Source organism: Streptococcus infantis (genome assembly GCF_047460685.1).
Classification (GTDB): domain Bacteria; phylum Bacillota; class Bacilli; order Lactobacillales; family Streptococcaceae; genus Streptococcus; species Streptococcus infantis_AD.
This window is the reverse complement of sequence record NZ_JASHFS010000006.1, coordinates 17064-41635: the sequence shown is the minus strand read 5'-3', so window position 1 is coordinate 41635 and position 24572 is coordinate 17064. Positions and strand designations below refer to the sequence as shown.

Sequence of the window (24572 nt, the reverse complement as noted above, 5' to 3'; positions counted from 1 at the left end):
CTCTTCCTTTCAGGGTATCTATTAATTATAAATTGTTTTTAACATTTTGACAAGACTATACCCTGTTAGGAGTACTAATCTTCAGCAACAAAGCCATCATTTTCGATGAAATAGTGCTCAGTCATACCTTGGTCGGTAAAGACAATACCGTGAAGGACACCACCGTAGACAGCTCCTCCATCCATTCCAATCTTACCGTCTTCTGTCATCCAAAGTTCAGATGTACCAGGTTTTTGATCCAACAAACCATAGACTGGTGTATGTCCAAAGACAATGGTTTTTCCAGTATGATTGGCTGCTTCGTGAAATGGTTTTCTGAGCCATACCTTCTTATAGTCAGTAGTATCGTGCCAATCATCCAAAGTCAAATCAATACCGGCATGAACAAAGATATACTTTTCCGTTTCAATGACAAAAGGCATCTGACGGATAAACTCCACTAAGTCTGCTGCTTCTGTCTCAACACGCTTTGCATCTGCTACTCCATCTACTGGTGCATCTAGTGGACGGCCTAAGATGGAATTAATGGTTGTATCCCCACCATTACGACGATAGTGGTCATAGCTTTCTTCAGGATTATCCAACCAAGTTAAAAACATATACTCATGATTTCCTGATAAGCAGATAGCTCCTTGCTTATCTACTAAATCCTTGACCATTTCAAGAACACGGCGGCTATCTTCTCCTCTATCAATCAAATCTCCAAGAAAGAGTAATTGAGTCTTGCCATCCCATGTTTTAAGTAAATCTTCTAACATTCCAACTTTTCCGTGGACATCACCAATTACATAATAGTCTGTCATTTATTTCTCCTTACTTTGTAATAATTCTCTCGCTTGAGTTAATGCTGCTTCTGTCACATTCTCCCCAGCCAACATCTTAGCGACTTCTTCAATCCTTTCTTCAACTGTTAACAAGCGAACTGTTGAAACGGTTGAATGTTCATTGCTAATCTTTTCGATGAAGAACTGATAATCTGCAATCGCAATAACTTGAGGAAGGTGAGAAATAGCTAATACTTGACCGTGCTGTCCAATTTTATGAATCTTTTGTGCAATGGCTTGAGCTACACGCCCTGAGACTCCCGTATCCACCTCATCAAAGACGATACTGGTCTTGCCTTCCTTACGAGAAAAAGCGGACTTGATAGCCAACATCAAACGAGACAATTCTCCTCCAGAAGCTACTTTTACTAATGGTTTAAAATCTTCTCCAGGGTTGGTTGAAATGTAAAATTCAACACTCTCATTACCTTCCCGACTGAATTTTCCTTGACTAAAACGAACTTGAAATTGTGCTTTCTCCATGTATAGGTCTTGCAATTCTTGCTTGATTTCAGCTTCTAAGTCCTGCGCTATTTTATGGCGAGCTTGAGCAACTTGACCTGCTAAATCCACAAGATTTTTTTCAAGTTTCTTGAGTTCGATTTCCATATCTTCAGAAGATAGATTATTTCCTGTTAGAAGATTGTATTCGTCTGTAATCTTGGCAAAGTATTCAAGGACATCATCTACACTACCACCATACTTACGGGTAATGGTGTGAATTAAATCTAGTCGGCTTTCAACCTGCATCAAACGATTCCCATCAAAGTCTAAATCATCAATAATGGATTCCAAGCGCTTGGTGATATCTTCTAGAACATAATAGGATTCAGAAAGGGAGTTTGAAATCTCACGATACTCTGGATCAAACTCTTCAAGACTTTCCATATCATTCATGGCCGAACGAACATTTGCAAGGCTTGAAAATTCTTCATTATCAAGCATACTATAAGCATTTGTTAAAGTATCGGCGATATGTTTATGGTTAAGAAGTTTGTCTCTTTCTTGATTAAGGGCAATATCTTCACCAGCTTTCAAATTAGCTGCTTCAATCTCAGCCATCTGAAATTCCAACATTTCAATTCGAGCCTTGTGTTCCTGCTGATTTTTTTTGATGTCAAGCACTTGCTTGCGCATACGGCGATAGTTATCAAAGCTCATCTGATAGGCTTCTTTTAATTCAAAGAAAGAAGCATCCCCAAACTCATCCAACATCTGGATATGTCGATGTGGGCGCATTAACTCCTCTTGGTCATGTTGACCATGGATATCAACTAGCTGTTGACCAATCGTCCTTAACACTGACAGATTAACCATCTGTCCATTGACACGACTGATGCTTCGACCGTTTTGTAAAATTTCGCGACGAATAATGATTTCATCACTTAATTCTAATCCTTGTTCATCAAAAATTTCTTCTAGCGCGCGATTACTTTCAATTGAAAAAAGACCTTCAATTTCCGCTTTTGGAGCCCCATGACGAATAACTTCTGTTGTAGCTCGAGCTCCTAACATCATATTCATAGCATCAATAATGATTGATTTACCCGCACCTGTTTCACCAGTTAAAACTGTCATCCCTTGTTCAAAGTTCAAAGAAATTGATTCGATGATAGCAAAATTTTTAATCGAAATTTCCAGTAACATATAATCCTACCAATTTTTAACTTGCTCAAAAATATCTTTGGCTGTTTCTTCACTTCTCAATACCATCAAGATGGAATTATCATCAGCAATACAGCTAAAAATTTGGTCAGAAAAAACAGTCATCAACTGACTCTTGACAAAAATAGTATTCCCTGGAATAACTTGCAAATTGATCATATGCCCCATGCGTTCAGCATGAATAATATTATTTTCTGCCAACTGCAAGCTTCTAACGATTGATTTTGGTAATTCATAGATGTAAGTATTGTCCTTCAATGGAATTTTTACAATACCTAATTCTTTGATATCTCGGGAGACTGTTGCTTGAGTAGCAGAGATACCCGCTTCTCTCAAGTGTTCAACGATTTCTTCCTGTGTTCCGATTTGATAATCTGTAACAAATCTTCTAATCTTCTCAAGTCTCTCTTTTTTATTCATCTTTAAATTCTCTATGTGCTTTCTCCACTATTTTTTCTATTTCAGAAGTAACCTGATTGATTGCGTGATCTTCTTTTCGCAAATAGGCTAAAAATTCGATATTCCCATGACCACCTTGAATAGGAGAATAGTCCAATCCTAAAACTGAAAATCCTTCATCAACTGCCATTTTAGTAACTGATTCTAAAACATTTTGGTGAACTTTGGCATCTCTGATAATTCCATTTTTACCAATCTGTTCTCGACCAGCCTCAAATTGAGGCTTAACTAGAGCTACAACCTGACCTTGATCAGTTAAGACACGGTGTAAAGCCGGCAAAATAAGGCCTAAGGAAATAAAACTGACATCGATACTTGCGAAACTTGGTTCCTGTTCAAAATCAGTTTTTTCCGCATAACGGAAATTAAACTGCTCCATACTGACAACACGAGGGTCTTGGCGTAATTTCCATGCCAGTTGATTAGTACCAACATCAACTGCAAAAACTAGTTTAGCACCATTTTGCAACATGACGTCAGTAAAACCACCTGTTGAAGCTCCGATATCAATGGTCGTTTGTCCCTCAACTGATAGATCAAAAATATCTAGCGCCTTCTCAAGTTTCAAGCCACCACGACTGACATACTTAAGTTTTTCGCCCTTGAGTTTCAACTCTGTATCGTCAGGAATTTTTTCTCCTGGTTTATCAAATCGTTCGCCATTTAAAACAGCGACTACCAAACCAGCCATAACACCACGTTTGGCTTGTTCTCTCGTTTCAAATAAACCTTGTTTGTAAGCTAATACATCTACTCTTTCCTTAGCCATTGATTCTCAAACTTTCTACTATTTTCACAATTGGTTCCTTATCAAAGCTCACAACTTGGCTAATCTCTTCAAGTTTCGCATTAGCTTGATCCAAGGTTTGATTGCAAAATGCTATCGCCTGATCTAATCCCAACAATGCAGGATAAGTTGACTTTTCGGCTTGCAAATCCTTCTGGGGTGTCTTGCCGATTTCCTCAAAACTTGCGGTAACATCAAGGACATCATCTCTCACTTGAAAAGCAAGACCAATCAGTTCTCCAACAGTTTTAAGTTGATTTTGAAGATTTTTATCTAATTCAGCAATGATTCCAGCTGCTTGAAAAGGAAAGGCTAAAAGTTTACCGGTCTTATTAGCATGGATAGTCTGAAGTTCCTCTAAATTCAAGTGTTTTCCTTCACCTTCCATATCCAATACTTGACCAGCTACCATTCCCATACTACCAGAAGCAAGTGATAGATTTGCTATTAAATCTACCTTAGTTTGGCTCGGTAAACCAGCTTGAGCAATTAAAGCATAGGGATCCAAAAAAAGCGCATCCCCTGCTAAAATAGCTAGAGCTTCACCATACACCTTATGGTTGGTCAAACGTCCCCGACGAAAATCATCATTATCCATAGCAGGAAGATCATCATGGATCAAACTTCCTGTATGAATCATTTCTAGTGCCGCTGCAACTTGAGCATGTTCCTGAGTGATAGGCACTTGCAAGGAGTCCAAAACTTCTAAAAGCAAATAAGGACGAATCCGTTTACCACCTGCATGTATGGAATAAAGAACAGCTTCTCTTAAACTGGATGCAAATTGTTGGTCGCCATAAAAGTATTCAAGAGCTGACTCGACCAAAGCTAGTTTTTCCTGCTTGTTCATACCAGTTCACTTTCTGTTCCATCTTCTTGCATAACTTTGACCAAGGTCTTTTCAGCCTTATCAAGTGTTGCCTGCAATTCTTTGGATAAGAGCATTCCTTTTTGAAAAGCAGAAATAGCATCTTCCAAAGCAATTTCACCATTTTCTAAGCTTTGAACAATCGTTTCAAGTTCTGCTAGATTTTCCTCAAATTTCTTTTGTTTTGACATCTTTAACCTCTAATTCTACCTGACCGTCCCGCATCAACAGTGATACTTGGTCATTTTCTTTCAAATCTTTCGCAGAAGCCACTACGACTTCTCCCTTTTTGACAATTGCATAACCTCTGGCTACAATTCGACTAGTATCTAGCATAAGGAGAGCTTCTGATAGGCGTTTTACTTCTGCTACTTTTGCATCATAGGTCACAGCCATCTGGCTACGCATTAGTTTTTGCAGTTGGAAAATACGATCCTGATAACGCTGGATCTTGATGATTGGTGATAATTGTTCCAAACGGTGGACTTGTTCTTGCACCTTTTGTTGATTTCGAACCAATTCAGTATTCAGTCCTTGCTTCAGTCGTAGCTGTAACTGATCCAAGCGTTGTAGATAACCGTCATATAAACGCTCTGGTTGTCTGAAGATGACCGATTGACTGAGAATTCTCAAAGCTTCTTTTTTCTTTGATAAACTATGCTTAACTGCTGTAGTCATTCGTTTTTCTTGATTCTGAAGATAGGTCAAAAGATCTAACTTAGTTACTGGTGTAGCGAGTTCAGCAGCAGCTGTCGGCGTTGCCGCTCTCTTATCCGCAACAAAATCAGCCAAAGTGACATCTGTTTCGTGACCCACACTTGAAATGATGGGTAACCGTGATTCAAAGATAGAGCGAACTACAATCTCTTCGTTAAAGGCCCAAAGATCTTCAATGGAACCTCCCCCACGGCCGATAATCAGAACATCTAAGTCATCTCTTTCATTGGCTCTCGCAATGTTACGAGCAATCTCCTCTGCAGCACCCTCACCTTGAACTTTAGTAGGATATAAGACAATTTCCACACCAGGGAAACGTCTACTGACTGTAGTGATGATATCTTGGATAACAGCACCACTTCGACTGGTCACCACACCTATTTTTTTTGAAAATTGTGGTAAAGATTGTTTAAATCGCTCTTGAAACAAACCTTCTTCTGCCAGTTTCTTCTTAAGTTGTTCAAATTGGATAGCCAAGACACCAACACCATCTGGTTCAGCTTTTTCAATGATAATAGAATAACTTCCGCTTGGCTCATAGACTTGGACGCGACCAACCACATTGATCTTCATCCCTTCTTCCAAATCAAAACCTAGTTTCTGATAAATACCTGACCAAATGGTTGCCTGAATAACCGCTCGGTCATCTTTAAGAGAAAAATACTGATGCGTTGGACGCTTACGGAAGTTAGAGACTTGACCAGTTAAATAGACCCGTTCCAAGTAGGGGTCTTTATCGAATTTCATTTTTAAATACTTGGTCAAAGTTGTAACCGATAAATACTTTTCCATCTCTACCTCCTTCTTCTCTCTAGTTTTTCCTGGGTATTATTATACCAAAAAAACGTTTAAAAATCTCTTTTTTCACCTCTAGAATACAAAAACAAGACTGGATTTCTTTGACCTTGTCTTATAATATACAAAAGCCCTTCGGATCAAATCCGAGGGGCTTAAATCTTGTTTAATCAAGAGCCGAACTTTTGAGTTTCAAGGTTCGGGATAAAATAGTTCACTGAACTATTTTATTTTTTCAAGTTGTAGAATGATTTCAATCCACGGTATTCAGCTACTTCACCAAGTTGGTCTTCGATACGAAGCAATTGGTTGTATTTAGCGATACGGTCTGTACGTGAAAGTGAACCAGTCTTGATTTGTCCTGCGTTTGTTGCAACTGCGATGTCAGCGATTGTTGAATCTTCAGTTTCACCTGAACGGTGTGATACAACGGCAGTGTAACCAGCTTCTTTAGCCATTTCGATAGCGTCGAATGTTTCAGTAAGAGTACCGATTTGGTTAACTTTGATAAGGATTGAGTTAGCAGCGCCTTCAGCGATACCTCTTTCAAGGTAAGCAGTGTTTGTTACGAAGAAGTCGTCACCAACCAATTGAACTTTACCACCAAGACGTTCAGTAAGAGCTTTCCATCCATCCCAGTCGTTTTCGTCCATACCATCTTCGATAGTGATGATTGGGTATTTGTTTACCAATTCTTCAAGGTAGTCGATTTGTTCTGCAGAAGTACGAACAGCTGCTCCTTCACCTTCGAATTTAGTGTAGTCGTAAACTTTACGTTCTTTATCGTAGAATTCTGATGATGCACAGTCAAATCCGATAAATACGTCTTTACCTGGAACATAACCAGCAGCTTCGATAGCAGCAAGGATAGTTTCAACACCGTCTTCAGTTCCTTCGAAACGAGGAGCGAATCCACCTTCGTCACCTACGGCTGTTTCAAGACCACGAGATTTAAGGATTTTCTTAAGAGCGTGGAAGATTTCAGCACCCCAACGAAGAGCTTCTTTGAATGTTGGTGCACCAGCAGGTACTATCATGAATTCTTGGAAAGCGATTGGAGCATCTGAGTGAGAACCACCGTTGATGATGTTCATCATTGGAGTTGGAAGAACTTTAGTGTTAAATCCACCAAGGTAGCTGTAAAGTGGGATTTCAAGGTAGTCAGCAGCAGCACGAGCTACAGCGATAGACACACCAAGGATTGCGTTAGCACCCAATTTACCTTTGTTAGGAGTTCCGTCAAGTGCGATCATAGCACGGTCGATAGCTTGTTGGTCACGTACATCGTAGCCGATGATTGCTTCAGCGATGATGTTGTTTACGTTGTCAACAGCTTTTTGTGTACCAAGACCACCGTAACGAGATTTGTCACCATCACGAAGTTCAACTGCTTCGTGTTCACCAGTAGAAGCTCCTGATGGAACCATACCACGTCCGAAAGCACCTGATTCAGTGTAAACTTCTACTTCAAGTGTTGGGTTACCGCGTGAGTCTAGGACTTCGCGAGCGTAAACATCAGTAATAATTGACATTTTTTACTCTCCTTATTGAGTTAAATTTTTTACACCTCTATGATACCTTAAAAAGACTCCTTTTTCAAGGAAAAACGTTATCTTTGTGCAAATTTTCCTTAAGTTTATAAAGTAATCGCTTTCTTTTATCTGTTTTCTCCTTTATTTTATGATATACTATTTTTATGACTGATGTATCAAAACAAATCCTAGAAAAAGCTCATGGTGGGCTTAAACTAAATCCAGATGAACAGAGACGTTTTCTCGGAACATTTGAGGAACGTGTCCTTGGCTATGCAGACCTAGAAACAGCTAATGATGATAATTTTTATAAGGGTTATGTATCTATTTTAGAGAGTCTAAAAAAAGAAACTGAACCTCTGTTTGTCAAGATTTCTCCTCAAGTAGTATTTGAAAAACAGGTCTATTATTTAAAACAAGCCAAAGATGCTGACTGCCAAGCGACTATCGTTTCAGAAGATCACAATTCATCCCCTTTTGGCTTGATTATTCATAGTGATGCCCCTGTTCAAATAAATGAAAAAGACCTTAAAAAGGCCTTTTCAGACTTGTGGCAAGAAAAAGAGACCAAAGCTCCTACTTCTCTTTGGAAAAAGTGGTTTGGTTAATGCTTCTTCAAAGCTAAGATCTGACCAATGTTTGCAGCTGTATTTTCTAAATAGTCTGTTGCCTTTTTCAGACTCTCTTCTAGTGGTTCACTTTTTTCTAGAATAGAAAAGGCTGCAACGATTTTTTCAAATGGTAAGGGTGCTAAATCCCCTGACAAACTCCCACAAATAGCAATAACTGGAACACCATCTGGTGTTCTTTTTGCTACCCCGATTGGAGCCTTGCCAGCTAGACTTTGAGCGTCTAACCTACCTTCACCAACGATGACAAGATCTGCATCCGCAACCTTCTGATCAAAACCGATTAGATCTAAACAAGTTTGAATACCAGACACAATTGTTGCTCCAGCAAAAGCGCATAAGCCAGCTGCAATACCACCACCTGCTCCAGCTCCTTCCAGCTTTAAGATTTCAGGGGCAACTTTACGATAGAAGTTTTCAATAGCAGAATCAACTTCATGAAATTGAGTTGGATCTAATCCTTTTTGTTTCCCAAATGTGTAAGTGGCACCGTGTGATCCACAGAGTGAATTTGTCACATCTGCTAAGATTTTAATTCGCACATCAGAAGGAATAGATATAACTTTCTCCTTTGAGATATCAGTAATTTCAAACAAGGACTGACCAATATCTAAAAGTTCATTTCCATTTTTGTCATAGAACTGGTAACCGAGTCCTGAAGCAATACCAATCCCACCATCGTTAGTGGATGTCCCACCGACTCCGATATAGATTTCTTTCATGCCATGCTCTATTAAATGCAGAATCAGTTGACCAATCCCCTTTGTTTGAATCTTCAAGGGATTTCGTTTTTTAATAGGAATTTTAGCAAGCCCAACTAAATCGGCCACCTCGAACAGAGCAAGTTCTCCTTTTTGAACATAAGTCATTTGAACCTCATTTCCAAAGAGACCTGTTACTAAAGCAGTTTTTTCTACAAGACCAAGTGAATTTTTAATGGCATCCACTGTTCCTTCCCCTCCATCGCCTACAGGTAAGAGCAAACATTTCGATTCAGGTAGAGCCTTTTTAAGGCCTCGTTTAATAGCTTTAGCTACTTCACTTGCAGGGAGACTCTCCTTAAAAGAGTCCGGTGCTATAACAATTTTCATACACTCATCTTTCTAATCAAAGGAAATCTATCAGATGCAATACTTTTGTTAAATCTCTATCTTCAATTTGAAGGGGAATTTCTCCTTTCACGATTTCTTTGGCACAAAAGCCAATCCCGATTCCAGCTCTCTTCAACATTGCTAAATCATTAGCTCCATCTCCAATAGCAATTGTTCTATCGATTGGTACCTCTAATTCATCAGCCCATCTTACTAGGGTTTCTTTTTTAACTTCTCTGCTGATAATAGGACCAACAAGATTTCCAGTTAAATAACCATCTCTGATTTCCAGTTGATTAGCAGCAAATAATGAAATCCCTAAATCTTTTGCTATTCTTTCAACCACAGGTGTAAATCCACCCGAAACTAGACCCACTTCTATCTGATTTTTTTGCAGAGTATTAATAAATTGCGCAGCATTTTTACTAAGGTGTAGTTCATGATAAATCTTATCAAAAGTATCTACAGATAGTCCTTTTAATAAAGAAACACGTTTTCTCAGGCTTTCTTCAAAATCAAGTTCTCCTCTCATAGCTTGGACAGTCAGTAGAGCTACTTTTTCTTCACATTCTGCTTCTTTCCCCAACAAATCAATAACTTCCTCTTCTATCAGTGTCCCATCTACATCCAGTACACAGAGTCCTTTAATTTTTTTCATATAATTGCCTTACTTTCAGAATCTCAAAAAATCGTATGAAGGTATCATACGATTTTAACTATTTAGTTTGCTAAACTGTGATACAAATCAAGATATGACTTGCAGGCTGTATCCCAAGAGAAATCACATTCCATAGCTTGAACTTGCATATTTTTCCAAACATCAGGATGGTTGTGATAAACATCCAAAGCTGTTTGCAATGCCCAGTTGAGCCAGTATGGAGTTAGGTTGTTAAAGCTAAAGCCTGTACCTGTTCCTTCAATTGGATTAAAGGCTTGAACTGTATCTCTAAGTCCACCCACCTCGTTTACTAAAGGAAGCGTACCATATCTCATGGCCATCATTTGTGAAAGTCCACACGGTTCAAAGCGACTTGGCATGAGGAAAATATCACATGCTGCATAAATCTCTTGAGCTAATTTCACATCGAAAGTAATATTGGCAGAAAGTTTTTCTGGGAATACTTGACTAAACCAAGAGAAAGCTTGTTCAAATCCTGGATCTCCAGTTCCCAAGAGAACAATTTGAATATCCTCTTGAAGCATACGATGCAGGCTTTCAACCACCACATCAAAGCCCTTCTGACGAGTCAAACGTGACACGATACCAATCATTGGCACATCAGGACGTACTGGAAGACCAACTCTTTCTTGAAGTTTCGCTTTATTTTGAGCCTTACCTGACAGATCAGTTTTATTAAAATGATACTCAAGTAAAGCATCCGTCTCTGGATTGTATAAATCAGTATCAATACCATTAACAATACCAGAAACCTTACCAGATTCCATACGAAGAATCTGATCAATACCGCAACCAAACTCTGTAGTCATAATCTCATAAGCATAGCTTGGCGACACAGTTGATACACGATCAGCGTATAGAATACCGGCCTTCATCCAGTTGAGGCAGTCATTCCAACGAACTGTTCCATCAGCGTAGCGCTCAAATCCAACCCTGAACAAGTCCCAAAGCATGCTTTCAGAGAATTGACCCTGAAATTCCAAGTTATGAATGGTCAAAACAGTCTTGATTCCTTGGTAGGCTTGAATCCATCTGTATTTTTCCTTCAATAAGAAAGGTATCATTGCTGTATGGTAGTCATGAGCGTGGAGGACATCAGGAATAAATCCGATACGCTCCATAGCTTCTAGGGCTGCAAGTTGGAAGAAGGCAAAGCGTTCACCATCATCAAAATCTCCATACACATGTCCGCGGAAGAAATAATATTGATTGTCAATAAAGTAGAAAGTTACACCGTTTAAAACAGTTTTCTTAATTCCACAAAATTGTCTGCGCCAACCAACGTATACTTCGAATTGAAGAACATCTTCGATCTGATCACCAAACTTGGCCTCTACCATGTCATAGTATGGCAGGATAACAGCAACTTCATGCCCAGCTTTTACTAATGATTTAGGAAGTGCTCCGATAACGTCTCCCAATCCACCTGTTTTTGAAAAGGGAGCGCCCTCTGCTGCTACAAATAAAATTTTCATGAAAGGACATCCTCTGTTACTTTTTCTCCTTTTTTGATGATAACAGGATTTTCTGCTGTACCTCGAATAACAACTCCCTCAGCTATTTCAGCACCCTTATCAACGATTGCATACTCGACTTGTGCACCTTTTGCAATGACAACGCGAGGGAAGATAAGAGACTCTTTAACCAAGCTATCTTTATTGATACGAACATTACGCGAAATAATAGATTTATCCACTTCACCTTCAATGATACTACCAGAAGCAAATTGAGATGTGTTCACTTTTGAACCTGATGCATAGTAGGTAGGTTCTTCGTTTTTAACTTTAGTATGAATTTTTTGATTTGGTGAGAACAAAGAGTAGAATTTTTGCTGATTCAGCATATCTAAATTAGCTTGGTAGTATGTTTCTACTGAATGAATATTTGCTAGGTAACCTGTATATTCATATGCAAATGCACCTTCTTTTGCTGCCAAATCACGAAGAACATAGCGTAATTTTTCTGGATGCTCTTTTTGAGCTTCTTCTTCCAAACGCTTAATCAACCATTGAGTGTCTACTACAAAGATGTCTGTCGACATGTTGTAGTATTCTTGGTCTGATTTTTTATCAAAGAGTTTGTGAGAAAGCACATGGTCAGTTTCATCAATATCAAGGATTGCATTTACTTCAGAAATGTCCCTTTTAGGTAATTTCTTATAAACTACTGTGATTGGTGATTTAGTTGTATTATGCAAATGGAAAACTTGATTGAGATCAATATTCACCAAAACATCACAGTTCAAGGAAACGGTTTGGTCTGAACCTGAACGTTTTAGGTATGTCAAAAGTTGTTGATAGTACTCTTTACCAACAGTGCTACTTTCTACACGAGTATTGTAGATTCCAAGATAGTAGTGACTAAGAAGGGTGTTTAAGCCCCACTCACGACCTGAACGAATATGGTCAAATACAGAGCTGATGTTATCTTGTTGAAAGATTCCAAAGATACTACGAACCCCAGCATTTGCTAAACTTGAAAGTGGGAAGTCAATCAAACGATACTTTCCTCCAAATGGCAAACTTGCCACTGGACGGTTACTTGTCAAGGTTGACATATCATGGAAACCAACGGTATTTCCTAAAATCGCTGAATATTTATCAATCTTCATCTGTTGCTACCCCCACTACTTCGTTATATCCGACTACTTGTACTTCTTCTGTACCATCAATTTCAACACCATCGGCAATAATTGCACCTTCACCGATGATTGCACGTGTAATTTTAGCACCTCTACCGATAACTGCTCCACTCATGATGACAGAATCAACAACTTCTGCTCCCTTACGAACTTGAGCAGTTGTAGAAAGAATAGAGTGTTTCACTGTACCATTTACGTAACAGCCGTCCACTACAAGAGAGTCTTCTACTTGAGCAAATTCTCCAAGGAAGTTTGGTGGAGCGATAAGGTTACGAGAATAAATCTTCCATTGACGATTACGGCTATCTAGAGCATTTTCTGGAGAGATATATTCCATATTTGCTTCCCATAGGGACTCAATAGTACCGACATCTTTCCAGTATCCACTGAATTCATAGGCATAGACACTTTCTCCAGACTCAAGATAGTTTGGAATAACATTCTTACCAAAGTCTGACATGTCAATGTTAGCCTTTTCAGCAGCAACTAGCATATTGCGCAGACGTTTCCAGTCAAAGATATAGATACCCATTGATGCCTTAGTTGATTTTGGTTGAGCTGGTTTTTCTTCAAATTCAACAATACGATTATTAGCATCTGTATTCATGATACCAAATCGGCTTGCTTCTTTTAATGGCACATCCAAGACTGCTACAGTCAAGCTGGCATTGTTATCCTTGTGTGATTGGAGCATATCATCATAGTCCATCTTGTAGATATGGTCTCCTGAAAGAATCAAAACATACTCAGGATTAATGCTATCGATATAGTCAATATTTTGGTAAATCGCATGACTTGTACCTTCAAACCAACGATTTCCTTCACTTGCAGAGTAAGGTTGAAGGATAGAAACACCTGAATCAATTACATCAAGACCCCAACTAGAACCGTTTCCGATGTGATTGTTAAGAGCAAGAGGTTGATACTGTGTGATAACCCCAACATTGTGGATACCAGAGTTGGCACAGTTAGAAAGAGCAAAGTCAATGATACGATAGCGCCCACCAAATTGCACAGCAGGTTTTGCAATGCTTTGAGTGAGTTTACCGAGACGAGTTCCTTGCCCACCGGCAAGGATTAAAGCTAGCATTTCATTCTTCATTTTCTACTCCTTTTTGAGATTTATTTGATTTTTTTTTAGCGGGTTTCAAGCGACGTTTGATTTTCCAGATACTTGCCCCCAAAGCTGGCAAAGTAAAGGTCAAAGTCTGCTCATAATCCTTCCATAATCCTTCTTGAGTTTGAACGGTTTGATTGTGTTCTTTCCAAACACCTCCCCATTGTTCCAACTCTGTATTCCAAATTTCTTCATACACACCTGCAACTGGCAGTCCAATTGTGAAATCAGGACGTTCGACTGGTGCCATATTAAAGACACAGACTAGCATCTCGCCTTTCTTTCCTTTACGAATAAAGGAAAGAACACTCTGATCTCTATTATCTGCATCGATAATTTCAATTCCATCATAGCTTGTATCAATTTCCCAAAGACAACGGTGGTCCTTATAAAGTTGATTCAACTGAGATGTGAAGTATTTCATCTTGGCATTCATTGGATCTTCAAGGTTTGACCATTCTAATTGCTCTTCAGATTTCCACTCTAAGAATTGACCGAATTCGCTACCCATAAAGAGCAATTTCTTACCAGGGTGACAAATTTGATAAGTATAAAGATTTCTAAGGCCTGCAAATTGATTATAACGATCCCCCCACATCTTATGCATCATACTCTTCTTACCATGTACAACCTCATCATGTGAGAATGGTAGGAGATAATTTTCATTAAAGACATACATGAAGCTGAAGGTTACAAGGTTAAAATCATACTTGCGGTAAATTGGATCTTCTTCGTAGAAACGTAGGATATCGTTCATCCAGCCCATGTTCCACTTGTAGTCAAATCCAAGTCCACCCATTTCCTTCATGCCAGTAATCTTGGTACCTGAAGAAGACTCCTCTGCAATCATCATAACATCCGGATGAGCAAGTTTAATCACATCGTTCAAACGTTGTAGGAAATAATAGCCTTCATAGTTGAGATTGCCGCCGTCTTTATTTGGTGTCCATGGAGCATTGTCATAATCTAGATAGAGAATATTACTTACAGCATCAACACGAATACCATCTAGGTGATAGAAATCAATCCAGAACTTAATGCTAGAAATCAAGAAAGATTGGACTTCATTTTTACCAAGGTCAAAGTTGAGTGCTCCCCAACCGTAGTTGTTAGCCTTATTATGATCCTGGTATTCGAAAGTCGGTGTGCCGTCGTAGTATGCCAAAGCATCATCATTGATTGTAAAGTGACCTGGCACCCAATCCACAATTACACCGATATTGTTGATGTGACATTCCTCAACGAAGTCTTGAAATTCTTCTGGACGACCATAGGCATGCTCTAAAGCAAAGTAGCCCATGAGCTGATAACCCCAACTCAAACCAAGTGGGTGAGCCATCAAAGGCATAAACTCGATATGAGTATAGTTCATCTCAACAAGATAGGGAATGAGCTCTTCTTTGAGTTGAGCAAAACTATAAGGTGTTCCATCAGGATTTCTCTTCCAAGATCCTGCATGCACCTCGTAGATATTGACCGGTCTTTCGAAAAATCTCCAACGTTTTCTACGAGCTAACCAGAGACCGTCCTTCCATTTTTTCTCAGGTATCTCTGTTAAAACAGCTCCTGTTCCCGGACGAGCTTCATAGCGTACTGCCAAGGGATCAATCTTCATAAGCTGATGCCCGTTAGCACGAGTAATATGATATTTATAAATATGTCCCTCTTGAGCTAAAGTTGTAAAAACTTCCCAAACTCCAGATTCATTACGAACCATGGGGATTTGATTTTCAGCCCAGTTAGTAAAATCACCAACTAGATGGACAGCCTGCGCATTTGGCGCCCAGACACGGAATGTATAGCCATACTCACCGTCTCTTTCTTCACGATGCGCTCCCAAATAGTGCTGAAGATGAAAATTTTCGCCACTAGTAAAAGTTCTTAAAGCCTCAAATTTATCCATTGAATCCCCCTTTTATTGTAAGCGTTTTCTATATTTCTATTATACTACCTTTTAAGAAAACTTTCAACTAATTTCCGAATTCTCCTAAAATTTTTTTCGAAAATCTTCATATAGTTATCTTAACATTTCTAAAATTTTCATAAATGATAATAAGCGATGGAATTTTCTATTAGCTACTATTACAAAAATAACTCTCATTATTTATATATAAAATAACTCGATTAAAAACTGAACGTTTTTAGATTTCGGTAATATAATATTCGTAGATAACTCTTTTTATATAATTTTACCAAATTTTCTGAAATTTTCAACTATTTTTAGTAATTGTTCCATTTTTATTTTTATGTCTAGAAATATAAAAAACTCAAGCATAAATCTTGAGTTTTGGTTCATTTTTTAGGATAAAACATTCATAACTGCCACACTGACATCGTCAATAGCATTTTCTTGGTTAGAACGGCTATTTGTAACTAGCATTTCAAGGTTTCCTGCATTTTCATAGTAATATGAAGCTCCTTTGGCATTGAATACAACCAAGAAGTGCTCTTCGCCACCATGAATCTCGTAGACAATCCAACCACTATTTTCAATGGCTGTATGAACAAATACATGACGGTAGACTTCTTCATAGGTAGGGTATGAAAAGGCACTGGTTTGTGTTTTAAGACGGATAATCTGACGGACAAACTCGATGCTATCTTGACGCTCATTGATCAAATCCCAGTTAACTTGGTTGACGCTATCAGGAGCATTGTAACTGTTCATTGCTCGCTCACGATCTGCGTGAGTCAACTCTCCATTTTCGCCTGTAGCTACGAGTTTAGTACGGCCAAACTCTTGCCCCAGTTCCATGAAGGCCATCCCTTGCATGAGGAGGTTCATAGCCGTTGCTGTTTCTACTTTCTTCATGATGCGTTTATCACTCTCCATCGGATGAAGTGTTTTAAGTAAATCATGTAAATTATAGTTATCGTGGGCTTCTACGTAGTTAAGAACCTGATTGGGGCTAAGATAAGAACCCAGCTCACGACTTCCAAGAATAGCCTTTGCGAGGATCGGCTCAGTACCTGCTCCACTGATGAAGCCAGATTTGATAGAGCCATAGACTTCACAACCTTTGACCGCATCACGTTGATTATCATTAAAGAATCCAATGTTTGGCAACTGGTAGGCATTGTCTTTCTTAGCCTTGTCATAAGGAGCAAGACCTGTTCCCATATCCCAACCTTCTCCATACAGGATGATTTTCGGATCGACTTCGTCCATAGCCCAACGAATCATCTGCATGGTTTTAACATCGTGAATTCCCATCAAGTCAAAGCGGAATCCGTCAATATTGTATTCTTTTACCCAGTAGAGAAGAGAATCAATCATATATTTACGGAACATTTCATGCTCACTGGCAGTTTCGTTACCGACTCCTGTTCCATTTTGGTAGGTTCCATCATGGTTCATTCGATAGTAATAATCAGGAACCGTTGTTTGGAATGGTGCATCAACGGTTGAGAAGGTATGATTGTAAACAACGTCCATAATAACACCGATACCAGCATCGTGATAAGCTTGGACCATGGCTTTCAAATCACGGATAGCTTGACCTGGATCATTTGGATTTGTAGACATGCTAGTTTCTGGAGCATTGTAGTTTTGTGGATCATATCCCCAGTTATAAGTTACATTTCCATCAGCATCGTATTCTTTATGACGGTCAGCAATTGGTTGCAACTGAACATAGTTGACACCAAGTTCTTTGATGTAATCAAACGCAGTCGATTGACCATATTGGTTAACTGTTCCAGTTTGAGCTGCGCCTAAGAAGGTTCCTCTTAATTCTAGCGCAACACCAGATGTTTCAGACTTAGTCAAATCACGGATATGCATTTCATACACAACTGCCTGGCAAGGATTTTCCAAACGCCAAGTTGCTTCTGTACCATGCTTAACCTCAAAACCTTCGACCTGACGTTCTTGGTTTGAGACAATGGCTGAACGTTTTCCATCAGGACTTGTCGCTATTGTATATGGATCACGAGTTAATGACTGGTGATGAGGAAAGTCAATTTGGTAGTGGTAAGCACGACCTGCTAGGTTTTCTGGAACTGTTAAACTCCAAACACCAATGGTATTATACTTGTGGCTATAGGAATAACTATTTCCTCGCTCCATTTCAAAGGTTTTAAGGATAGGTGCGTCGTTACTTGCAGATTCATAGACTACTACTTGGACAGAAGTAGCTGTTGGTGCCCATAGGCTAAATCTTGTTTCAGTTTCAGAAACTTGACATCCCAACTCTCCTTGATAACCCCAGTGGTGGTCAAAACTAGCACTATTAATTGCCTTGTCGAAGGCAAAAGGATTTTGATCTTTATAGTGGGAACTGGCAATAGCTGGATTTTCAGAATAATAAACTGTATCATCTCCATCCAAAATCCAAACCTCTGTCAAAAGTGGATAGTAATTGAAGCGAATAGGATATTCTTTGCTGACACCATCTTTTTCAACAGTAAAAATCATGGTCTCAAGAGCTACTACACTCGATTGAGTCAGTGAGAATTTAGCTCCAAAATATTCTTCTTCTTTGATAAGCTCTGATGAATCTAGAGGATTTTTGCTGAAACTGCAAGCCTCGTAGGCTTCATCCTTACGATGATAATGAATAAGTACAGGATAATTGTACATGGTTCTTCCTAATTTCTAAATTAAATTTGATTTTATATGTGACTAATAATTTATTGATCAAGTGCCTCACGATTCACAAAAAATTCAATGTGATTATGGCACACTTCCAAATCTACTGGTGTGTCGCCACCGTATTCTCCATCAAGATTGAGCATAAAAGGCTCTTCATGATCCAAAGTTTCAATTCGGAGTTTACTAGTTTTCAGATATTCAACATTGATATCTGAAACGTGTTGGCCTCCGTTCATGGCCTGAACTAGCAGACTCAACATATCTAGTATTTTATCCGTCTTTACTAGAATAAGCGTGAAATTGCCATCATCCAGTTTGGTATCAGGTGCAAATTGCTCAAATCCACCAATAGAATTGGTCAAGGCAACAAAGACAAGAGAAACTTCTCCTGTAAAAATTCCCCAATCATGGTAAATACGAACAGGACGGGCTTTGGATTTTGGAAACATCTCGAAGCCTTTAGCAACGTAGGCCAGATAACCCAAACGCGTCTTTAGTTCACTCGGAACACTAAAAGTTAACTCCGTAAGAGCTCCTGCCGCAGCAATATTGATGAAATACTTATCACCAAAGGCACGACCAATATCAATTTGCTTGGTTTCATTTTTAGCAATGATCTTGGCTGCAGCAACTGGATCCCCCATAGGGATTTTCAATGCTCTTGCATAGTCATTGGTAGTTCCAGTAGGAATGATGGCTATCTTTGGACGATGTTCCAGAGGTGCAATTCCATTAACCACTTCATTGATAGTACCATCGCCACCAGCTACCAAAACCAAATCAAATCCAGCTTTTGCAGCTCTTTCTGCTTCTTTCTGGGCTGATAAGTATTCAGGTTTGGTCTGAAAAGCACTTGTTTCATAGCCTATACTCTCTAACACTTCTAGAACTTCTGCGATATTTTGCTTGATAATTTCCTGGCCTGAGGTCGGATTATAAATGAGACGTGCGCGTTTTTTTACTTCTTTCATAGCTTACAAACTCTCAAGCCAAGCTTCATCACGAATCTCTATTCCCAGTTCTTGTGCTTTTTTGAGCTTGCTTCCTGCATCTGCTCCTGCTACAACAAGGTCTGTTTTTTTCGACACACTACCAGTAACCTTGGCTCCTAGACTTTCTAATTTATTTTTAGCTTCTGAGCGATTCAAACGATCTAGCTTTCCTGTCAATACGACAGTTAAACCAGACAAGGCTGCATTTGCTGCAACTGTCTGTCCTTTGTAGTCTAGATTAACACCTGATTCTTTCAATTCCCTTAAAAGAATTGCAGAACCCTCTGTAGCAAAATAGGTCTGAAGGCTTTGGGCAATGACACTTCCCAAACTTTCGATACTTGCAATTTCTTCAGGATTAGCTTGTGCTAGTGATTCGATTGAGTGGAAGTTTTGTAAAAGTAACTGACTTGCCTTACTTCCTACATGACGAATCCCCAAACCAAACAAGAGTTTTTCCGCAGAATTTTCTTTGGATGCTTGAATAGCCTGGTAGAGCTTTTGAGCAGATTTTTCCTTGATACCATCTAGCAAGAGCAAATCTTCCACAGTCAAATGATAAATATCTGCAACATCCTTAACCAAATCGGCTGCAAATAGTTTCTCAACGATTGATGGACCAAGGCCAGAAATATTCATAGCATCACGCGATGCGAAGTGCGTCAAGCCTTCCTTGATTTGAGCAGGGCATCGCGGATTGATACAACGAAGGGCAACCTCATCTTCAAAATGTAAAAGCTTACTGTCACAACTTGGACAATTTGTTGGAATGTCGAGTTTTTCTTCAGATATACGTTTTGATTCCACCACGCGTAAAACAGCAGGAATAATATCCCCTGCCTTATAGACAATGACTGTGTCATCCTTACGGATATCCTTTTCAGCGATATAGTCAACATTATGAAGGGTTGCACGACTTACAGTTGTACCTGCAAGTTGCACTGGAGTAAGATTAGCAGTCGGAGTCACAACTCCTGTACGGCCAACAGTCCAGTCAACAGAAAGAAGTTTCGCTTCTTTTTCTTCTGCTGGGAATTTATAAGCGACTGCCCACTTAGGTGCTTTGACTGTAAATCCTAGTTGCTCCTGACCAGCTAGATCATTGACCTTAATCACAACTCCATCGATATCATAAGGCAACTGATCTCTTTCTTGACCAATTTCTTGAATAAACGTCCAAACCTCATCCATACTATGAGCTAATAGACGTCTTTGATTAACCACAAAGCCTAATTGTTCTAAATGTTTCAAAACCTTCTCTTGACTATCCCGAGTTGAAGGACTAGCTTCCTGATAAAGGAAGGTTGCAAGATTACGTTTGGCTACTACTGCTGTATCTAACTGACGAAGTGTTCCTGCAGCCGCATTTCTTGGGTTGGCAAATTCTGGCTCCCCATTTTCTTGACGAGATTGATTGACCCGGTCAAAAGAAGCTCTCGGCATATAACATTCACCACGAACAGTAATATCTAATTTTTCTGGTAATGATAAAGGAATGTCTTTCACTCGTTTAAGATTTTCAGTGATGTTTTCACCGATGGAGCCATCACCTCGAGTTGCCCCAGTAACAAAAATTCCCTGCTCATAAGTCAAGGAAATCGATAAACCATCAATCTTCAACTCACAAATATAAGTGACATCATCCAATTCTTTACGAACACGCGCATCAAAGGCGTCGAGTTCTTCACGTGAAAAAGCATCCTGCAAACTATAAAGAGGATACTGATGACTATATTTCTCAAACCCATCAAGAATCTTTCCACCAACACGATGTGTCGGACTTTCTGGCAAGACTTGTTCAGGATGAGCTTTTTCTAACTCTACCAATTCACGATAAAGACGGTCATACTCACTATCAGATACAGATGGATTATCACTTGTATAATACTCTGTCGCATAGCGATTGAGCAGTTTAACGAGCTCTTTCATTCTTTCATTCATAGAACCATTTTACCATAAAAAGGACTCTATAAACAATACAGAAGCTCTAAAAAAGAAAATGAGAAGGATATTTCTATCGCTTCTCATTTATTTTTATTTTTTACGATTCAAAATAGCATTCAAGACGATGGCTACTGTACTTGCAATGACAATACCATTTGAGAAGAACATTTGTAATTCAGTCGGTAAAGTATTGAAGAGATTGCTTCCGTTTAATCCCACCCCAGCAGAGATAGAAACTGCTGCAATGAAGAAGTTGTGTTCATTATGTTCGAAGTCTACACGCGCCAAGATTTGCATCCCTTGGAGAGATACAAAACCAAACATGACGAGCATAGCTCCACCAAGAACAGGGCTTGGAATAATCTGTGCCAAGGCACCAAACTTAGGTAAGAGACCGAGCAAGATAAGGAAACCAGCTGCGTAGTAGATTGGTAAACGAGTACGAATACCTGAAAGTTTCACCAAACCTACGTTTTGTGAAAATCCTGTATAAGGGAAGGTATTGAAAAGTCCACCAAGTAAGACAGCAAGACCTTCAGCGCGATAACCATTACGAAGACGAGTGCTATCGATTGGATCTTTAGTAATATCAGAAAGGGCAAGATACACACCAGTTGATTCTACCATAGATACAGTAGCGATGATACACATCATTACAATAGAAGAAATCTCAAATTGTGGAGCACCGAAGTAGAATGGAGTTGGGATATGAACGAGTGGAGCTTCTGCTACCGGAGAGAAATCAACCAAGCCCATTGTTGCAGCGATGATAGTACCTGCAATCAAACCAATCAAAATAGAAATTGACTTAATAAATCCTTTTGTAAAGATATTAACCAAGAGAATGATAAGAATAGTGATTGTTGCTAATGCCAAACTTTGTCCAGTAGGTTTTTCAACATTATTACCCATATTTCCGATGGCAACTGGAATCAAGGTCAATCCGATTGTTGTGATAACAGAACCAGTTACAATTGCAGGGAAAAGATTGGCAACCTTAGAGAAGATACCTGAAATCAGGATAACATAAATCCCTGAAGCAATCAAAGCTCCGAACATAGCACCGCTACCATGACTCTGACCGATCATGATAAGAGGAGCAACAGACTGGAAGGCTACCCCAAGAACAATAGGCAAACCGACACCAAAATGTTTATTTAGTTGCAATTGTAAAAGAGTTGCAACCCCACACATAAAGATATCTGTTGAAATAAGGTAGGTCAACTGTTGAGCTGAATACCCTAAAGCACTTGCAATCATGATTGGTACTAGGATTGAACCTGAGTACATGGCTAACAAATGTTGCAAACCAAGAACGGCTGCCTGTGAGTGGTTTTCCTGTTGCTTCATTAGATATCTGCCTCCTTGAAGATAACTTTTCCATTTTCAAAACGCTCTAATCGCGCGAGTGATACTACTTGATGACCTGATTTTTCTAGCAGTTCACGACCATCTTGGAAAGATTTTTCAATCACAATTCCGATAGCTTCAACTCTAGCACCAGCCTGTTCAATGATCTGAATCAAACCTTTAGCTGCTTGACCATTAGCCAAAAAATCATCGATAATCAATACTTTATCTTGAGGAGATAAGAACTTACCTGCAATAGATACGGTACTTGTTACTTGTTTCGTGAAAGAATAAACCTCAGCAGTCAAAATTCCTTCATTCATAGTAATATTTTTTGCCTTCTTAGCAAAAATCATGGGAACATCTAACTGTTCAGCCACATATAAGGCTGGGGCAATCCCTGACGCTTCAATCGTCACTACTTTGGTAATACCAGCATTTTTAAAATGTTCTGCAAAGGTGCGACCAATCTCGCGCATCAAGGAATAATCAACTTGGTGGGTCAAGAAAGAATCCACCTTAAGAATATTCTCACCAAGAACGTTTCCGTCCTTTAAAATTCGTTCTTCTAATAATTTCACAATAACCTCCGAAATAAAAAGAGACTTACCAAGTAAGCCTCTGGGAAACAAAGAAATAGATTCAACACCTATCCTTATATCTCTGCAGCTTACTCATTGTTAGGTATTTACGGTACCTTGTAGAAACGCCACGCCAATTCGCGGCATAAATAAGTAATCATATTTTTAGTGAGCATCTCCATTCCAGATAGAGTTCTTCACAATCACATAATCCACATGTCTGAGATCTGCTACTTTTCGACCTCCAGCATAAGAAATCGAACTTTGCAAATCCTGTTCCATCTCAGTCAAGGTATCTTGCAAATGTCCTTTGGCAGGAAGAAGGATTTTCTTACCTTCGACATTCTTATAGGCACCTTTTTGGTATTCTGAAGCTGAACCATAGTATTCTTTGAATTGTTTGCCGTCAACTTCAACTGTTTTACCAGGACTTTCGATATGCCCTGCAAACAGTGAACCAATCATAACCATACTTGCACCAAAGCGGATTGATTTGGCGATATCACCATGTGTACGAATACCACCATCGGCAATAATCGGTTTACGCGCAGCCTTAGCACACCAGCGAAGGGCTGCTAACTGCCAACCTCCAGTACCAAAACCAGTTTTGACCTTAGTAATACAAACCTTACCTGGACCGATTCCGACCTTAGTAGCATCTGCACCAGCATTTTCAAGTTCACGCACAGCTTCTGGAGTTCCAACATTACCAGCGATGACAAAAGTATCAGGTAATTCTTTCTTGATGTGCTGAATCATTGAAATAACGCTATCAGCATGACCATGAGCAATATCAATGGTGATGTACTCTGGAGCATCTTCCTTTAATTGACTCACAAAATCATACTCGTAGTCTTTAACACCTACCGAGATTGAAGCAATTAAGCCCTGATCGTGCATACGTTTGACAAAAGGAATGCGTCCTTCTTCATCAAAACGATGCATAATATAGAAATATCCACCCTTAGCAAGTTGTTCAGCAACATTTTCATCTAGGATTGTTTGCATATTGGAAGGAACAACTGGCAACTTAAAGGTATGCTTCCCTAAAGTTACCTGCGTGTCAGCCTCTGCACGACTTTGAAGAACACACTTGTTAGGGATTAGCTGAATATCTTCATAGTCAAAGATCGGAAATTCGTTTAACATATTTCTCTCATTTCTCTTGTTTAGACCTTCCTAAAGTTAGGAATAGCCTCGTCTTTTCCAGACAATTACTCTAACAAGTTTACAATAATGTCCGTTTTTTGTCAATTGTAATGACCGAAAACAAATAATGTTCGTGTTTATAATTCTTGATTTAGATA

General features: G+C 39.2%; 21 protein-coding genes and 1 riboswitch. Of the genes, 1 reads left to right on the top strand and 20 read right to left on the bottom strand.

Translation table 11 applies throughout. From position 1 onward, the window contains the following. Positions 1 to 74: 74 nt before the first annotated feature. From QM917_RS03895 to eno, 8 genes are all read right to left on the bottom strand, one after another. Entirely contained in the window at positions 75 to 803 is a 729-nt protein-coding gene (locus tag QM917_RS03895; RefSeq protein ID WP_414284928.1) for a metallophosphoesterase family protein, read from the bottom strand. Then, the gene (gene recN / locus QM917_RS03890; protein WP_414284926.1) at positions 804 to 2471 is read right to left on the bottom strand and encodes a DNA repair protein RecN; all 1668 of its coding nucleotides are present in this window, start codon (positions 2469 to 2471) and stop codon (positions 804 to 806) included. Between the two features lie 6 nt (positions 2472 to 2477). After that, positions 2478 to 2909: an arginine repressor gene (locus tag QM917_RS03885; protein WP_049526273.1), complete on the bottom strand. Its 432-nt coding sequence runs from the start codon at positions 2907 to 2909 to the stop codon at positions 2478 to 2480. Next, positions 2902 to 3717, bottom strand: a complete 816-nt coding sequence (locus QM917_RS03880) for a TlyA family RNA methyltransferase (protein ID WP_414284924.1) — start codon at positions 3715 to 3717, stop codon at positions 2902 to 2904. The genes QM917_RS03885 and QM917_RS03880 overlap by 8 nt, the downstream gene beginning before the upstream one ends. Beyond that, positions 3710 to 4585 (bottom strand): polyprenyl synthetase family protein, encoded by an 876-nt coding sequence (locus tag QM917_RS03875; protein ID WP_414284922.1) that lies wholly within the window; start codon positions 4583 to 4585, stop codon positions 3710 to 3712. The genes QM917_RS03880 and QM917_RS03875 overlap by 8 nt, the downstream gene beginning before the upstream one ends. Beyond that, positions 4582 to 4794, bottom strand: coding sequence for an exodeoxyribonuclease VII small subunit (locus QM917_RS03870; protein ID WP_000043228.1), 213 nt, complete (start codon positions 4792 to 4794; stop codon positions 4582 to 4584). Before QM917_RS03870 ends, QM917_RS03875 begins: the two co-directional genes overlap by 4 nt. Continuing rightward, entirely contained in the window at positions 4772 to 6112 is a 1341-nt protein-coding gene (gene xseA / locus QM917_RS03865) for an exodeoxyribonuclease VII large subunit (protein WP_414284920.1), read from the bottom strand. Before xseA ends, QM917_RS03870 begins: the two co-directional genes overlap by 23 nt. Before the next feature lie 230 nt (positions 6113 to 6342). Continuing rightward, entirely contained in the window at positions 6343 to 7647 is a 1305-nt protein-coding gene (gene eno / locus QM917_RS03860) for a surface-displayed alpha-enolase (protein WP_000022825.1), read from the bottom strand. Between the two features lie 164 nt (positions 7648 to 7811). On the opposite strand from eno, the gene QM917_RS03855 reads away from it, so the two are divergent. Continuing rightward, positions 7812 to 8255 (top strand): DUF1694 domain-containing protein, encoded by a 444-nt coding sequence (locus tag QM917_RS03855; protein ID WP_414284918.1) that lies wholly within the window; start codon positions 7812 to 7814, stop codon positions 8253 to 8255. On the opposite strand, the gene QM917_RS03850 is transcribed toward QM917_RS03855, so the two are convergent. The 12 genes from QM917_RS03850 to guaC form a co-directional block, all read right to left on the bottom strand. Further along, positions 8252 to 9367 (bottom strand): glycerate kinase, encoded by a 1116-nt coding sequence (locus QM917_RS03850; protein WP_414284916.1) that lies wholly within the window; start codon positions 9365 to 9367, stop codon positions 8252 to 8254. The two genes, QM917_RS03855 and QM917_RS03850, sit on opposite strands and share 4 nt — an antisense overlap. Before the next feature lie 16 nt (positions 9368 to 9383). Continuing rightward, positions 9384 to 10025: a phosphoserine phosphatase SerB gene (gene serB, locus QM917_RS03845; RefSeq protein WP_414284914.1), complete on the bottom strand. Its 642-nt coding sequence runs from the start codon at positions 10023 to 10025 to the stop codon at positions 9384 to 9386. Positions 10026 to 10087: 62 nt separating this feature from the next. Next, on the bottom strand, positions 10088 to 11521 hold the full coding sequence (gene glgA / locus QM917_RS03840; RefSeq protein WP_045763411.1) for a glycogen synthase GlgA: 1434 nt from the start codon (positions 11519 to 11521) through the stop codon (positions 10088 to 10090). Further along, complete coding sequence (glgD, locus tag QM917_RS03835) at positions 11518 to 12657, bottom strand: glucose-1-phosphate adenylyltransferase subunit GlgD (RefSeq protein WP_414276769.1); 1140 nt, start codon at positions 12655 to 12657, stop codon at positions 11518 to 11520. Before glgD ends, glgA begins: the two co-directional genes overlap by 4 nt. After that, positions 12647 to 13789, bottom strand: coding sequence for a glucose-1-phosphate adenylyltransferase (locus QM917_RS03830; RefSeq protein ID WP_414276771.1), 1143 nt, complete (start codon positions 13787 to 13789; stop codon positions 12647 to 12649). The genes glgD and QM917_RS03830 overlap by 11 nt, the downstream gene beginning before the upstream one ends. Next, positions 13779 to 15707, bottom strand: a complete 1929-nt coding sequence (gene glgB / locus QM917_RS03825; RefSeq protein ID WP_414284913.1) for a 1,4-alpha-glucan branching protein GlgB — start codon at positions 15705 to 15707, stop codon at positions 13779 to 13781. The genes QM917_RS03830 and glgB overlap by 11 nt, the downstream gene beginning before the upstream one ends. 396 nt (positions 15708 to 16103) lie before the next feature. Beyond that, complete coding sequence (gene pulA / locus QM917_RS03820; RefSeq protein ID WP_414284911.1) at positions 16104 to 18386, bottom strand: type I pullulanase; 2283 nt, start codon at positions 18384 to 18386, stop codon at positions 16104 to 16106. Positions 18387 to 18436: 50 nt separating this feature from the next. Beyond that, positions 18437 to 19369 carry a diacylglycerol kinase family lipid kinase gene (locus tag QM917_RS03815; protein WP_414284909.1) on the bottom strand — a complete coding sequence of 311 codons (933 nt, stop codon included), beginning with the start codon at positions 19367 to 19369 and terminating at the stop codon, positions 18437 to 18439. 3 nt (positions 19370 to 19372) lie between these two features. Beyond that, on the bottom strand, positions 19373 to 21331 hold the full coding sequence (gene ligA / locus QM917_RS03810) for an NAD-dependent DNA ligase LigA (protein ID WP_414284908.1): 1959 nt from the start codon (positions 21329 to 21331) through the stop codon (positions 19373 to 19375). Between the two features lie 93 nt (positions 21332 to 21424). Further along, positions 21425 to 22684 carry a nucleobase:cation symporter-2 family protein gene (locus QM917_RS03805; RefSeq protein WP_414284906.1) on the bottom strand — a complete coding sequence of 420 codons (1260 nt, stop codon included), beginning with the start codon at positions 22682 to 22684 and terminating at the stop codon, positions 21425 to 21427. Next, a complete protein-coding gene (locus tag QM917_RS03800; protein ID WP_414276687.1) occupies positions 22684 to 23265 on the bottom strand; it encodes a xanthine phosphoribosyltransferase in 582 nt (193 codons plus the stop codon). Before QM917_RS03800 ends, QM917_RS03805 begins: the two co-directional genes overlap by 1 nt. A 76-nt stretch (positions 23266 to 23341) precedes the next feature. Next, positions 23342 to 23438, bottom strand: a riboswitch (purine riboswitch). Next, positions 23431 to 24414: a GMP reductase gene (guaC, locus tag QM917_RS03795; protein WP_414284904.1), complete on the bottom strand. Its 984-nt coding sequence runs from the start codon at positions 24412 to 24414 to the stop codon at positions 23431 to 23433. Its footprint overlaps the riboswitch before it by 8 nt. Positions 24415 to 24572 lie beyond the last annotated feature (158 nt).